This window comes from Paenibacillus sp. FSL R7-0163 (assembly GCF_037969975.1).
Classification (GTDB): Bacteria; Bacillota; Bacilli; order Paenibacillales; family Paenibacillaceae; genus Paenibacillus_AQ; species Paenibacillus_AQ odorifer.
In genome coordinates, this window is sequence record NZ_CP150224.1 from 2,830,852 (window position 1) to 2,846,340 (window position 15,489).

At 44.6% G+C, this 15,489-nt stretch carries 10 protein-coding genes and 1 pseudogene; 2 read left to right on the plus strand and 9 right to left on the minus strand.

Translation table 11 applies throughout. The features are described from left to right. Positions 1-190: 190 nt before the first annotated feature. From NST45_RS12465 to NST45_RS12500, 8 genes and pseudogenes are all read right to left on the minus strand, one after another. The gene (locus tag NST45_RS12465; RefSeq protein WP_339825749.1) at positions 191-2,017 is read right to left on the minus strand and encodes a histidine kinase; all 1,827 of its coding nucleotides are present in this window, start codon (positions 2,015-2,017) and stop codon (positions 191-193) included. Then, positions 2,017-3,042, minus strand: coding sequence for a response regulator (locus tag NST45_RS12470; RefSeq protein ID WP_076099254.1), 1,026 nt, complete (start codon positions 3,040-3,042; stop codon positions 2,017-2,019). Before NST45_RS12470 ends, NST45_RS12465 begins: the two co-directional genes overlap by 1 nt. A gap of 171 nt (positions 3,043-3,213) precedes the next feature. After that, positions 3,214-4,077: a carbohydrate ABC transporter permease gene (locus NST45_RS12475; protein WP_036677879.1), complete on the minus strand. Its 864-nt coding sequence runs from the start codon at positions 4,075-4,077 to the stop codon at positions 3,214-3,216. Between the two features lie 18 nt (positions 4,078-4,095). Continuing rightward, positions 4,096-4,989: an ABC transporter permease subunit gene (locus tag NST45_RS12480; protein ID WP_051491014.1), complete on the minus strand. Its 894-nt coding sequence runs from the start codon at positions 4,987-4,989 to the stop codon at positions 4,096-4,098. Between the two features lie 179 nt (positions 4,990-5,168). Beyond that, positions 5,169-7,529, minus strand: coding sequence for a glycoside hydrolase family 95 protein (locus tag NST45_RS12485; protein ID WP_339825752.1), 2,361 nt, complete (start codon positions 7,527-7,529; stop codon positions 5,169-5,171). A 170-nt stretch (positions 7,530-7,699) separates the two neighbouring features. Then, positions 7,700-9,415: a hypothetical protein gene (locus NST45_RS12490; RefSeq protein WP_339825755.1), complete on the minus strand. Its 1,716-nt coding sequence runs from the start codon at positions 9,413-9,415 to the stop codon at positions 7,700-7,702. A 387-nt stretch (positions 9,416-9,802) separates the two neighbouring features. After that, positions 9,803-10,786: pseudogene (locus tag NST45_RS12495) on the minus strand (aldo/keto reductase). 15 nt (positions 10,787-10,801) lie between these two features. Beyond that, positions 10,802-11,392, minus strand: a complete 591-nt coding sequence (locus tag NST45_RS12500) for an NAD(P)H-binding protein (protein ID WP_339825758.1) — start codon at positions 11,390-11,392, stop codon at positions 10,802-10,804. 156 nt (positions 11,393-11,548) lie between these two features. Between NST45_RS12500 and NST45_RS12505 the strand changes: the two genes are divergently transcribed. Further along, complete coding sequence (locus NST45_RS12505; protein ID WP_339825761.1) at positions 11,549-12,457, plus strand: AraC family transcriptional regulator; 909 nt, start codon at positions 11,549-11,551, stop codon at positions 12,455-12,457. Between the two features lie 450 nt (positions 12,458-12,907). Here NST45_RS12505 and NST45_RS12510 read toward each other — a convergent pair whose 3' ends face one another. Next, a complete protein-coding gene (locus NST45_RS12510) occupies positions 12,908-14,404 on the minus strand; it encodes a glycoside hydrolase family 43 protein (protein ID WP_339825765.1) in 1,497 nt (498 codons plus the stop codon). A gap of 143 nt (positions 14,405-14,547) precedes the next feature. Between NST45_RS12510 and NST45_RS12515 the strand changes: the two genes are divergently transcribed. Continuing rightward, a complete protein-coding gene (locus NST45_RS12515) occupies positions 14,548-15,411 on the plus strand; it encodes an AraC family transcriptional regulator (protein ID WP_339825768.1) in 864 nt (287 codons plus the stop codon). Positions 15,412-15,489: the final 78 nt, after the last annotated feature.

The window sequence follows — 15,489 nt, forward strand, 5'->3', positions numbered from 1 at the left end:
AGTATAAAAAGGTATTTGGTTTACCTGTACCCATCATAAAGCTGTATCATCAGCACTCCCATGGGGTGGATTATTATGGGATGTGTTTTTTTGTGATCGGTTGCCGTTATAAAAAAAGGCCATCCCCAAAAGTCCGCGGCTCGGACCTCAGGACAGCCTTTTGATCCTCGTTCTCTTCGGCGAGTAGCGCCTATGCGTTAAGCACTTGATGTTCCTTCCTTCCGGAAATCGGCATTCTCATGATCATGCGTGTTCCCCATTCTGGACTGCTTTCTACGTCAACACCGCATTCTTCCCCAAAGACAAGTTGTATCCGGCGGTGGACATTTTGCACACCGATGCCACCTGGGCTTCCTTTACCTTCCTCCACATCGGCGAGTCGATTTTCGCTCAGTTTGAGGCGAAGTTCTTCAAGCCGCTCCGGGGTCATCCCGCTGCCATTATCCGTAATGCTGACCCAGAAGATATCGCCATCCTCTCCAGCATCAATCGTAATTGTGTGATGATCTTCAACACCAAAACGAAAAGCGTGCTGGAACACATTTTCGACAAGTGGCTGTAAGGTCAAACGGACCATTTTGCGCAGAAGCATTTCAGGCTTTATCCGCACATCGATTTCAAACGGCCTTCCGATCCGGTGATTGATAATGACCATATAATGGATGACATGCTTCAGCTCATTGGCCACGGTTATCTCTTCAAGATTGGTGCGCACCGAATAATGCAGCATGTAGGACAGGGCTCCGACAATTTCTGATATTTCATCTGAATCCTGAATTACTGCATAGCAGACCACCGTTTCGAGCGTATTATATAAAAAATGGGGGTTGATCTGTAACTGTAAGGATTGGAATTCGGCCTTCTGCCGCTCGGCTTCCACTTCCTTGTTCTTCAGTTCTGATTGATACACGGTGTCCACAAGCTCTGACAGGCGCGTTACCATCAGATTGTAACGAACGATAAGCCCAGTGACCTCATCCTGGCTTTTCGGAAGGGAGATTAATTCCCAATTTCCTTTTTCGGTCTGGCTCATTCCTTTCATCAGTGTACGGATTGGTGTAGTAACAGACTTACCAAATCGGCTTGCCAGAAACAGCGCTATCATAAATGTCAAAATCGCGACAGCAATAATATAATTCCGGATGGTAATTAGCGGCTTTTGCAGCTGAGTGTCTGGAATGGATACAACCAGATGCCAACCGGAATATTCCGCATTACGGCTGATATAAGATTTTTCCACTCCCTCTGCCGAGCTGCGGAACATCGCATCTCCTGCTAACTCAATTTGCTTGCCAAGACTATCGGGAATCAACGTCCCTACTTTGTTTTGATCGTTATGATATTGAATCCTGCCTTCGCCATCTACAATAAAAAAATAGCTTTCGGGACCAAGATCGATCCCTTTCCATAACGTGGAGAGCTCCTCCGCTTTGACTTCGATGCCTACAAATCCTTTCATCTCTGGTGACTGAAGGCCACGAATGCTGCGGATTAAGGTCAACATCGGCGTTTGATCCCCACGGATACTGTAATTGATTACATTCAACTGTCCACTGACATCTGTATGTTCTTTGAAATACCTAATCTGTCTAGCGGTGTCTTCCTGTGTAAAAGATGGCGCTGAACCGCCATTATAATAATAAAGCGCATTTCCGGAATACCCGATAATATATAAGGCTTCAATCTCGGGATTGCGAATCCATACTGGTTCGACAATTGCATCGCGAATATCGGTCGTGTAGCGGTAATTTTCATATTCCTCACGGTCTGATGATAGGTCAATATATCTTTTAACTCTCAAATCCGTTAGTAGCGCCACGGTCGACCGTTGATAGGATGAAATATAGAGATTGGTATGATGAACTGCATTATTTACGATCTGAATCATTTGGTTTTCAGTGCTTGCCTGCAATTGCTTGGCAGAAATGCTGTAGAAGGAAATCCCCAGCGCTGACAGGGAAAGTAAGATGACAATGGTAAAATAAAATAGCAGCTTCCGGCTGAGGGTTGCTCTCATTATTCAATGCCAAACGAAGCACGGTATTCCGAAGGTGACACACCCACGAGATTTTTAAACGTCTTCGTAAAATGGGGATAATCCTCGTAACCTACATGAATCGAGATATCACTGATTGTCATGGTAGGTACGGCAAGAAGTCTGCGCGCTTCCTCCATTCTTCTTCGGATCCGGTAGTGTACGAAGGTTTCCCCCGTCATTTTTTTGAATAATGCGCTGAAGTAGGTGCGGGCAAGTCCCACCCGTTTGGCTACTTCTTCTAACGACACATCCTCAGCCAAATGTTTATCAATGAAAGCTTTTGCTTCTTCAACCGGGTCCTTATAGTTGCCTTTGCGAGTAAGTTGCAGCTCCGCAAGTATACCGTTTATTATTGCGACAAATGCTAACATCGTTTCTTTTTTCGTATTGGCGGCTTTCACATCTCCACAGCACCGGGACTGAGGCTTCCAGCCTCGGCGTTCCAAGCGATCTACGATCATTTGTAGACAATCATTCAGGACTGCATCCATGCTAAAGACGTTCAACCCTTCAAATAAACCGGATGTTTCTCTGTCATCAAGCAGACGGTTTGTCTCATCACGTTGCAGCAGCCAGATATGTTGTTCCAGCTGTTCGGCCCAATCCACGTATTTATGAACAGGAATAATGTTGCCTGTCATTCCGGATATAAGTTCTCTCAGCATATCATGCACATCCTGCTGGAGAACCGGCTTTAACAAATATCGCTTAACGCCGTATGCCATTGCTCGTTGAGCATATTGAAAGTCATTGTACCCGGAAATGACTGCCACCTGGACATGACTGTAATCACGGTGAATTCGTTCACATAAATCAAGGCCATCCATCCGCTTCATGCGCAAATCTGTCAGTACTAAATGCGGTTCTAGCTTTTGGATAGTTTCTAAGGCTGCTTCGCCATCGTCGGCTGTATAAATCGCGGTGAATGAGACCGGATAACGCTGGACCATCTTCACCAATCCTTTTTGAATGACAGGCTCATCTTCTACAATCAATACTCGCACTTGTATCAAATCCCTTCCGGAATGGAATCAGAATCAGTTGTCTTGTGGTATGAAATTGATTTGAAGTTGCGATCATTGGCAACGCTTCCATTTTTGAGTTTGGATTATATCTTACCATATTTTGATAAGCAGATGGCTGTTTCTTTTAAAGGATGATGCAAGCTGGTTGATTTAAGACTTAATAGATCCGATTAACATCCCTTTGATAAAATACTTTTGCAGAAACGGATACACGATAATAATCGGTATGACGGAGACGACAATAACTGCCATTTGCACACCTGCCGGAGATACTTCATTTACGTTTTCTAATAAGCTGCCCGCTTGCCCAAGGTCGTTACTCAGTACGATTTCTCGAAGCCGCAGCTGAAGTGGATAAAGCGCTCGTGTATTGATAAAATACAACGCCGATGAATAAGAATTCCAATGGGATACCGCGTAGAACAAGCCCATAGTTGCCATAACAGGTTTGGACAAAGGAAGGATGACGCTCCACATCGTGCGCAGCTCTCCCGCTCCATCCATTCGCGCGCTGTCTATCAGCTCAGTAGGCAGGGCTGAGAAAAAAGAACGCATGATGAACAGGTTATATGCACTGATGGCCGATGGGATGATTAATACCCATAAAGAGTCGATCAAGTGCAAGTTTTTGATGACCATATAGTTCGGTATGAGCGGAGCGTGAAATATCATCGTAATTAGGATTAAAATCAGAACTCCTTTGCGCATCGAATATTCGGATCTGGATAAAGGATAGGCCAGTGATGCAGTTAAAATCAGATTAATAACTGTTCCGACAACTGTAATAAATATACTTACCATGAAAGCTCTCCAGATGGAGGTATCCCCAAGAATAACTTGATAATTCATAAGCGTCCAATCTACAGGGAATAGCTTAACCTCGCCTGCATTAATGGCATGAGTGCTGCTAAATGATTTGGCGAGCACATGCAGCAGAGGGAAGACCATCAAGCACCCGACCAGCATCAGAAATATATAGTTAAAAACGTCAAACAGGCGACCTTTATTTTTCATTTACTCTTCGACTCCTCTCTAGTAAAGCCCATCCCCTGATGCTTTTTTGCTAAGCGTATTCCCGATCATGACTAGCAACAGTCCGACGACCGATTTAAAGAGGCCTATAGCTGTTGTATAGCTGTATTGCTGATCAATAAGACCCACTCGGTATATATACGTATCGAGAATATCTCCATTGGTCTCATTAAGCGAATTGATAAATACAAACACTCGCTCGAAGCCAAAATCAAGGAAGTTACCGATATGAAGCAGGAACATAATCATGATGGTGGGCAAGATCGTCGGGATCGTAATGGATAAGGTTTGTTTCCACCGATTTGCTCCGTCAATTCTGGCCGCTTCATACAGCTCGGGATTCACAGCTGCGAGTGCGGCTAAATAAACAATAGTTCCCCATCCACTGTCTTTCCATATGCCTGTTCCAACCAGGATGGTACGAATATACGAGTCCTCGCCCAGAAAATAAACGGAGTCGAGCCCAAAAGCATTTAAGATCTGGTTCACGATACCTGTCGTTGGGGACAAAATGCCGATCATAATCCCCCCAATAATGACCCATGAGAGAAAATGGGGCAAATAAACGACGGTCTGCAAAATCCGTTTATAGAAAGCTTTTCTCACTTCATTAAGAAGGAGGGCGAATATTATGGGAACCGGAAACGCAAAGACCATATCATATAGGCCGATCAGGATAGTATTTTCAAGAATTCTCAAAAACTCTGGATAGGTGAACATCCGCCGGAACTGATCAAGGCCAACCCAAGGACTGCCTGTAAAACCTTTGAATATGTTGTAGTTTTGAAAGGCCATGATGGAACCCGCCAAGGGTAAGTATTTAAATACGATAAAAAAAATAATGCCCGGCAGTGAAATGAGATATAGCGCCTTATATTTGCGCAAATTGGTCATTCGTCTTTGGAATGGGGAAAGATCTGGCCTGCTCGCTGGCAATGCGGCTGGCACTTGTTGTGGCATAAATATCGCTCCTTTGGTTGCAGTTTGGATTTTGTTGTATGGCTAATGTTAATCCAATATCCAGGTCTTCAAAATGGAGATTTTTTGGCTTGCCTGTGTTTTATTACGATTGACTATTGTGCACAAATCTTGCGGGACTTCCCTGCAACTGAAGAAAAAGTATATTCAAATCCCTGACCATCGCTAATAAGAGATTGTTCTGGCAGATCAAGCGGAACAGCAGACCAAATTCGATATTCAGCGGTTAACGTAGAGTGAATCGTCGCTTCATCAAGCTTTCCTTGGCTCCAAAAAAGATCAACGGTAAAACCACCTCTTGCTCTCATTCCCCTTATGCTGCCTGAAGCCCACTCCTTAGGAAGAGCAGGTAATAGTCGAAGTTCTCCTCGGTGGGATTGCAGCAGCATTTCTGCTACGCCTGCTGCTCCACCAAAGTTTCCGTCTATTTGAAAGGGTGGATGGCAGTCTAAAAGATTCGAATACGTGGAGGAGGCTAAGAGATTAAGTAAATGCTCGTAGGCTTCTGCACCCATACCGAGACGGGCATAAAAGTTGACGATCCATGCCCTGCTCCAGCCGGTATGGCCTCCACCTCCATCAAGACGGCGTTCAAGCGTTCGCCGGGCTGCTGCGGCAAGCTCAGGGGTGTGCCTCATGTCAATCTGTTCACCCGGATGTAATGCGAACAACTGAGAAATATGCCGGTGACCTGCGTCTTGCTCTTCGTAGTCAAACAGCCATTCCTTAATCTGTCCATGACTGCCCACACTCGGCTGTGGAATGTGTTCAAGCGTCTCATGTAGTTCAAAGAGAAACATTGTATCTTCTTCTCCGATAATTAATGCCGCTTCCGAACAGGCGGAAAGCATTGCATATGCGATTTGCAAATCCATAGATGGTCCCATACAGAGGCTGCCGCTGCTTCCGTCCGAAAGAAGGAAGCGGTTTTCAGGGGAGACCGAAGGCCCAGTAATCCGTACACCACCTTCCTCTACCATGTAATCAAGCAGAAAAAGCGCTGCTTCTTTCATCACTGGATAGGCCCTTTCCTTGAGAAAAGAAAGGTTCAGTCCAAACCGGTAGTGTTCCCACAAATGAAGGCATAACCAAGCAGCACCCATTGGCCAGACCGTACAGGTAATTAGGATGCCTTCTGGTCGGGTTTCCGCCCATAAGTTAGTGTTATGATGAGCAACAAAACCGCGACAGCCGTACATTTTTTTCGCCGTTTCTTGACCGTTCAACTGCATCCGTTCGATCAGATCAAACAGCGGTTCATGACATTCAGCCATATTTAGGACTTCGGCAGGCCAGTAATTCATCTGGAGGTTAATATTAATTGTATATTTTGATTCCCATGGCGGGGTAAAGCTATCATTCCATATGCCTTGCAGATTAGCAGGCAACGTACCTGGTCGAGAACTGGAAAGCAGTAAGTAGCGCCCATACTGTACATATAGTGCAACTAGTCCCGGATCACCAAACTCATTGGAATTGCTTCTTTCATCTTTTGCTTGCTGTAACCGCAGTAATCGTTTATCGGTAGGAAGCTCGGCGTACGGGTCGCCATCCCTTGTTAAATCGATTGAAAATCGAGCAAACCGGGACTTGTATTCCTCCTTATGCCGCTTTATTAGAGTTGCAAACGACTGAGCCGTGGCTTGATCCAATTGCTCCAGACAGGCTTTTTCAGGTTGATCCACACGAAAGGTACTCTGCGCTGCCAGCATAAGGGTGACGGAGTCTGCTCCCTCAATAGAGATGAAATCCCCTATGAGCCTCTGGCGGCCTCCTTGTTGAACTGCCCTTAGTGCTGTGCAAAAGCGAACACCATCCGCTCCGCATTCCCCATTCATTAGAACTGTGTTTGCAGGACCAGTACTACAGCCGGTATCGAACGGACGACGCATAAGATTCGCAGCCAACGTGATCTTGCCAAGTCTGTCAGCTGTCAATCGGACTACTAATACACCGTCCGGTTCACTTACAAAATATTGCCTGTAATAGCGAACCCCGCCACAACGGTACGACACCGTAACAACCGCTTGCTCCAAATCGAGCTCCCGCTCGTATTCTTCAATAACCTCACTAGAATCCAGAAACTTCAAAATCAAATCGCCAAGTGGCTGGTACGGCTGTTCATATTTTGGTGAAGCAGTCATAGCCATTCGAGCCAAATGCTCTGCCTCCGCCTGCCTGCCGTCTTTCAGCATTTGCCGAATCTCCGTCAAATACGGCTGAGCTGCAGGATTAGCTGCGCGTCCAGGGCCGCCGTACCAGATTGAATCTTCGTTAAGCTGGATTTTATCTTGGCCGATCATACCAGACACCATCGCCCCAAGGCGCCCGTTTCCTATGGGAAGAGCCTCATTCCAATTTGACGCCGGGCTTGTATACCATAATCGAAGACGTTCTGATTCCCGCATGGTTGCCGATAATGCCACCTCTTGTTTCGCTCGTCTTCTTTCACTCAACTCTTGTTCACCTGGCCTTTCCTATTTTCAGGTCATATCATTCGTCAGTAACTCCACTTCTTATGCTACTCTTGATTCTGATGTCTCTCCATGGCATAGATTGTTAGGGGTTGTGTTTTTTTATGATCCAAACTAAAAAGGATGCGGAAGATTCCGCACCCTACTGTAAATTATTTTTTTATATTACTGAGCGCATTTCGACCTAAACGTTCGATCAGCTGCTGCTTGTAGAGACTATTAATGACGACATGTTGACCGCAACTGCACCAATATCCATCTTCACGGGGCCGGGGATCATAATCGTTAGGAACCAGTCCGGGTACCTTGTTACCAACATGGCCAATGGCGTAGTTTTGAGCGGTTGGTGGCCGCTGTAAAGTGAGTTCTCCTTGCGTATTCCAGGTTACATAATTCGCGCCTGCCCAGCCATGTCCGCTGCCTAACCACGCCCTATCCCGAATAGAGATGGGAGCTTTGATATTATCGAACAGGCCTCCGACTGACCAGCGATGATGAGGCTCACTGGTGTTATAATTGTTAACAGCTTCCCCATCCAGAAATACATTTGGCCCCGGTACCCAGCTATCGACGGTGAACGCATGCCGCGCCGTTTCTGTATAAATACGTTGAGCGAGATTTAGCTGGCCCATCTGATGTATGACATAACGGCGACCCCCAGTAACCACACTGATCATATCGTACATTTGACAATCCTGAACCGTAATCCATTTGGAATAACGCTTCATTTGAACGAGAGAATAGGACAGATGGTAACCCGTCACATCTCGAACCCAGCCATTCTTCACACTGTTGAATACGACAAAACGCTCAGCATGCTTTTCGTCCGCATAATAAGGATCCGTTGTATCGTTATCCATCTTAATATCTATAATGCTCGGGTCAAAATCGGACTCTACCCTCATATTCTCTACCCCCACCTGCTGAATGCGGGAATGGTCTGTATATTTATAGATCTCTCCGCCGCCCCACTGAAGTTCGATAGCATTCGCTAGTGGGGCATCGACCGTAATCGCATTACCTACAATAGCAGTGATGACTCGGTCAAAATCCAGATTGAACGGTGACCATTGGGTTACGGTTCCACCCGGGCGCTTATATATGTTATCCATGCCAATTTCGTGAATCCAGTTTTTATCACCTATTCTGCGGACTATGATCTGATCGCCTACACGATAAGCATTCCCGTCTTCTACATGGAAAGTGCGCGAGCCTGAGGGTACATACAAATCTGAAATCATCCGTTTCGAGTTGCTGTCCAGCATAAGATCTGCATTTTCACCAATTTCAATTAAATTTCGTGGTTTCGCTCCGGTACCATAGATAATTGTGCCCTCTTTGTCCTGACCTTCGCCGCGAAGGACGATCCCGCTTGCTTTAATGAATAACGTGCCTCCGATTTCATATCTGCCTTTTTTCAACAGGATCGCTCCGCGGAATCCGTTCTTATCGAGCGGGAGCTTGGCCAACTGGTCAATTGCTACTTGAATACGTTCCGTCGCGTCTCCGTCCAAGGGTAGAACGGTCGACTTAACGGGGATATTCGGGATTTCAACACCGCCACCCCTATAACCCGCATTGGAAAAATCCAAGATCCGATTACCTCGATAATCACCGATATACATCATCATTCCATCGTTACCAAGGAAAGCAATTGGGCTCTGTCCCGCGGGGATGCTCTTTGGATCCAGCACGGTAAAATAATATGAGTCATACTGAGGAGATTTTCCGTCCTGTTTGAGGGTCATTCGCAGTTCATAAGTACCCAGTTGTTCTGCCGTGCCTAACGGTGTCCATTCCATTAATGAGTCTTTGACCATAGGAGTCTCAGGCAAACTATCAACCAGCTTCGTTCTATCAAAAATCAATTCACCGGCAACCCTTCCGTCAACACACGATGTGAAGGAAACCGTCGGATAAACCTCCCTAGGCTTGAGGATAGCTGGTTGACCAATTTCAGTAGTCATGTGCGTATGCTTTAACGTGGAATTAATAATAAAGAGTTCACCTCCTTTTCTATATTCACTCTCACATGTCGGATACATATTACCTTGGCTAAAGAAGAATTAACATGTCATTTTTATTGATTGGAATGTGTTTTCTTATTCACCTATTTAAGCAAACCCTTGCACCCGCATGGTGCTGAGCAACGATTAAGCCAAACTAAAGATAAGATTCTAAAGGCACTAAATAAGGGATGAAAGTTAACTTAGATAAAAAAAGGCGCGATCCCAAAGGGCATCACGCTTTTTTATCTAGCTTAGACTTCCTATAACTGGGTGTGGCACATAAGGCTCTTCTAGTCTCGCTATATCACTTGGCTCCAGCGTCACTGATAACGCTGCAACGGCGTCCTCCAGATGATTCGGTTTGGTAGCACCAATGATAGGCGATATTACTGGCTTTTTTTGCAGAACCCAAGCAAGCGCAACTTGTGCACTTGGAATCCCCCGCTTAGCCGCAATTTCGGCAACTACCTCAACAACCTTGCGGTCAGCTTCAGCCATTTTTGCATAAAATGCCTTTCCGACTTCGTCTATCTCTGAACGAGCTGTTTGTTCATTCCAATCACGGGTTAGTCGGCCTTTAGCAAGCGGACTCCATGGGATCACACCGATTCCTTCTTCCCGGCAAAGAGGCAACATTTCCCGTTCTTCTTCCCTGTAGAGCAGATTCAAGTAATTTTGCATAGAGACAAATTTAGTCCAACCATTTCGCTAAGCAACATGCTGCGCCTGCAAGAACTGCCATGCATACATAGAGGACGCTCCTATATATCTAACTTTCCCTGCCTTTACTACGCCATGAAGTGCCTCCATGGTCTCTTCGATGGGAGTGTCATTATCCCAACGATGAATCTGGTATAGGTCCACATAATCCGTGCCCAGCCGTCTTAGACTGTTGTCTATTTCGGTCATAATCGCTTTGCGTGAAAGTCCTGCCCCATTTGGTCCCTGATGCATCCGGAAAAACACCTTTGTCGCAATGACTACCTCATCCCGGCGAGAGAATTCTTTTAAGGCACGTCCGACAATTTCTTCGCTAGTTCCGTCAGAGTATACATTAGCCGTATCAAAGAAGTTGATCCCAAGCTCCAGTGCTCTTTTAATAAAAGGTCTGCACTGCTCCTCATTCAGCGACCACGGAGCCATTCCACGTTCAGGTACTCCGTAACTCATACAGCCAAGACAAATTCTAGATACGTCCAAACCAGTACGTCCAAGTTTTATATATTCCATTCGCTTGTGCCTCCTTTAGATTTTGGGTTTGTTTACTCCTAAACTGCGGCGAATTTCCATATCTGGTGACTCGGCCAATTTAACAACTAATGCAGCCACACTTTTTCGCGACACTTCTCTGCCTTTAAAAGGTTCACCTTTCTGAGTCGTCTCGTAGTCAATCTCGTCTTTATAGGTAAACCATCCAGATCTCAAAATCGTATAGTTAAGATTTGAAGCTTCAATGATTTCTACTGATTTTCGATATGGATCCAATATACTGCTGTACTTCTCTCCGGGAACTTCATCGTAAATGCCCATTGAGCTTATAAAAATCAAACGTTTAAGACCAGTTGTATTCATTGCCTCTACGATAGATCTAGACATTCCTTCCAAATTACCAGCCAGATTAGCATAAACAACATCTTGCCCGATCATCGCTTCTTTTAATTGCTCACTATCCAACACATCTCCTTCAACTACTCGAGCACGGCTGGATGTTATATGGCTTAATCTGTCCGAGTTACGGAGATAAAGTATTAACCGGGCATCGGTTTCGTTCAAGAATAAATCAATCGCATGACGAGCAATTCCACCGTTAGCGCCTAAGATCAAAACATTTCTCAATTTCAAAACCCCTTTCTTAGTTCTAATTATGCGATGTATGAAGTTGACAGCGTTATCTCAATTATCTTAAATGATTGCCTATTCCTCTCACTAGCACTAACACAAAAGATGCTTTTACTTTATAATTGAGTAAGAATAAAACATTAGGAGGAGCACATGTCTGAAGAATTACTAGAGCGGAAAGAAGAACTCGCCAGATTGATTGAACATCATTCGTGCCAGGATGGAGTATATGAGACCGCTATCCCCTCATTGTTTGTGATTCGTAACTCCAACGTGACTGAGCCAGTATACAGAGTATACAAACCTTCTTTATGTTTCATTGCGCAAGGAACAAAGGAGATCATACTGGCCAAGGACCGTTTTGAGTATGGTCCCGCAAATTATCTAATATCATCAATGAATTTACCGGTTATCGGTCAGATTATAAAAGCTTCTCCCAATGCACCCTATTTAAGCTTTAAGCTAGAATTTACGCAGAGTCAGATATTGAAGGTACTAAATGATTCCGAATTTAAACTCGCTCCGAAAGAAAATGCTAAGCGAGCTATGTATGTCGGGCAGATAGAGTTATCACTATTGGATGCGATCCTGAGATTGGTACGTTTGCTGGATGATCCCAAGGACATTCCGTTTTTGGCTCCGATTTATACTGATGAAATTCTATACCGGCTTCTGCAGGGACCATATGGAGTTACACTCGCTCAAATTGCGATGGAAGGTAGCAGCACCTACCGCATTCGGGAGGCCATCGAACAGATTATCGAGAACTGTGATAAACCTTTGCGGATTGAAGAGCTTGCTGAAACAGCCAGTATGAGTATTTCTTCGTTCCATAGACACTTCAAAGAGGTAACTGCCATGAGTCCTATTCAGTTTCAAAAGCATCTGCGCTTACAGGAAGCTCGCCGCCTTTTATTATCTGAATCAGCGGATGCAGCGGATGTCGCGTTCCGTGTTGGCTATGAAAGTGCATCACAATTCAGCCGCGAATATTCTCGGATGTTTGGTTCACCACCTAGAGCAGACATCAAGCGTTTGAAGGAAGATATGCTCATTGGATAAAAGCGAACGTATTCTTCATTCACAATATGGAACTATCAGCTTAACACCAACTTGTATGGGTAACCTTTGCGCACACGCTGAATCTATCGGGCTTAATCGCTATTGAGCTTATTACTATCGGACCCAGAGGACCTTAAACGCAGTATTATCTCACATTTGGGATGCTAAAGGACCGCATAGCCGCTATTGGCTCAAAAAACACTCAATCTGAATCGCTTTCCAAGTAATAGCTGCACTGGGGTCCGAATCTATGCTCAAAAAGTGATAAATACGCAAATAACGTCCTCTGAGTCCTTAAGCCCAAGAGGTTTATAAATACAAGCTGAGGCAAACAACCAACGACAACCAAAAAACACAAAGCAGCGATTCATCCATACTTGGAGAATCGCTGCTTTGTGTTTTCCACAAGCTAACACTGCTTTTTCTGACGAACACGTAGCCGACCGCTTTTTATTTCTTTTGATAGCTAAACCAATCATAATAAGCAGTTGTTTGATTAGGAGAGTAGTTATACATACCGAAAAATACTCCAGTAAATCCGCCTGCGACTTCAGTAGATATCAAGTGTGTCTCGGCTTCGCCAAGCTGATGCCATATTTGATCCACACCTCGATAGTAAAACATATATTTTTCATGTGATGCCTGGATTCTCAAATCTACCCCTGTACTTTCTAAAGCCGAAGAATATGCCACATCACTAATGCTCCCTACCTGTCTGCGCAGCGCAATAACATTTTTACCTTCCATCTGCGTTAGTCCAATTGCGTAGTGATACTTCTGATCCATAAAAGCTACAAGACCAGCTTCGTCACCATCAAGAGGGCTAAATTCCATTTTGGTGGTAATTTCACAATTCAAATGCCGCTGTCTACAACCAATAAAAGCAGGCGTTCCCTTCTCATTTAATCTCACATCTGATCCACGTAAAGCTAGCCACCCTCCCCGTTCCTGCAATGACCAATCCACCTTATTAGCATTACGAATGAAATTCCAGCTCATTCTTAGGTCAGATTGATTAAAATCGTCGGTTTCAGGCTCTTCTTCCCACGGCATTGGTGAGGGCAGGTCAGCTTCTATTTCTAATCCAACCACTCCGTTATCCCCAATCATTGGCCAACCCTCCTCCGTCCACTGAACCGGAGCCAAATATGTCTCTCTACCAAGATGATGACGGTAAGGATAACCTACTGGTCGAATCCCCAGAAATACCGCCCACCAGCTACCATCCTGTGCTTCAACTAAATCGGCATGTCCTGTAGCTTGAATGGGGTAATCTGAACTTCGATGAGTCAAAATCGGATTGTGAGGAGACGATTCATAAGGCCCATATGGCGATTTACTTCTTGCAATAGTCTCCATATGTCCATATTCTGTCCCACCTTCTGCACACATCAAATAATAGTAATCGTTTATTTTGTAAAGATGTGGACCCTCAGGGAATTTCCCTCCGCTGCCAGTCCAGATCAAGCGTGTATCGCTAAGCTTATGGCCCGTTTCAATATCAATCTCACATTGGTAGATCCCCATCCCTTGCTCGGAGCCTGTGCTTGTGAAATAAACCTTTCCATCATCAAAAAACAAGGAGGGATCAATGCCTTCCTGCTCCACATAAAGTGAATCCGACCATTCGCCTGCCGGGTCATCCGCCCAAACGTAGAAATGACCTCCGCTATCCTGATTTGTCGTAACCATATAAAAACGACCGTTATAATAACGAAGAGTCGGCGCCCAAACACCTCCGGAAACCACTGATTCATCAAATTGAAGCTGATTCTCACGAGTCAAACAATACCCAAGCTGCTTCCAATGCACCAAATCCTTGCTGTGCCAAATAGGTATTCCCGGAGAATAGGCAAATGAACTGTTTACCAGATAATAATCCTCGTCTACTCTGCAAATGCTTGGATCTGGATAAAACCCCGGGATAATCGGATTGTTATATTTCATGTAGTATTCTCCTTCTCTATCCTAATCACTGAAACCTATGTCAAGGATTATACTGCTTCAGCTGGATAGAAAGCCTTGATTATTCGGTCCTAAAATAGCATGATATAGACATTCATCTAGACAAGCTTTTGGAGGGTAACGAGTTGAGTGAATTTTATTTAAAATGGTTTACATCTGATCGTCAATTTCCATTTTTTATTCAATACGGCTATCACGACAAAGACACCGATTTACATAGACATGCGGACTTTTCAGAGCTCGTAATTGTATTGAGTGGCACAGCTACACATATTGTTAATACTGAGGAGTCTTTTATCAAAAAGGGAAATGTGTTTGTAATTAATGGTTCGACCCCGCATGCTTTTAAAGATCCTCAGGATTTCAAGATCTGCAATATTATGTTTCAGCCTGAAATGCTATCGACAGCTGGGCCAGATTTGCGGACATCCAACGGCTTTCAAGCATTATTTGTGTTGGAACCCCTGTATCGTCATAAACATTCCTACACAAGCAAACTCAGCTTGCCGATTCCTAACCTGGAGTATGTCTCTTTTCTCATAGCGGGCATGATTGAAGAATATCACAACAAGCTACAGGGTTATCAGACCATGCTGGGCTCCAAGTTTATGGAACTGGTTGTCTATTTGTCCAGACATTATGACCAACAGGAAAAAGGGATTCAAGGGAACCATCTGATGCATTTGGCGAATGCACTCTCATATATGGAAGATCGTTATCTTGAGCCCTTAACACTGGATCAGATCGCCAAACATTCGGACATTTCAGTCAGACACTTAAACAGGATCTTTCGCTCCTACTATCAGGCAACCCCGATCGCTTATCTTCATCGTTTACGTCTGGAACGGGCTTGCGGGCTATTAAAGCATTCTAAACTCAGTATCACCCAAATCTCACATGAATGCGGATTTAGTGATAGTAACTATTTTACCCGCCAATTCACCAAAATCTATGGGATGTCACCCAAGGTCTATAGGAACAAGCTTTGAGGGTAAAAAAAGAACACCAGGCAGCGATTCTCCTATTGTTGGAAAATTACTGTCTGGTGTTTTTGGATTAACCAGCTT

Bases quoted from the DNA above. Each gene is read 5' to 3' on its own strand.
- NST45_RS12465 (WP_339825749.1), bottom strand. From the start codon at position 2,017: ATGAGAGCAACCCTCAGCCGGAAGCTGCTATTTTATTTTACCATTGTC.
- NST45_RS12475 (WP_036677879.1), bottom strand. From the start codon at position 4,077: ATGAAAAATAAAGGTCGCCTGTTTGACGTTTTTAACTATATATTTCTG.
- NST45_RS12480 (WP_051491014.1), bottom strand. From the start codon at position 4,989: ATGACCAATTTGCGCAAATATAAGGCGCTATATCTCATTTCACTGCCG.
- NST45_RS12505 (WP_339825761.1), top strand. From the start codon at position 11,549: ATGTCTGAAGAATTACTAGAGCGGAAAGAAGAACTCGCCAGATTGATT.
- NST45_RS12510 (WP_339825765.1), bottom strand. From the start codon at position 14,404: ATGAAATATAACAATCCGATTATCCCGGGGTTTTATCCAGATCCAAGC.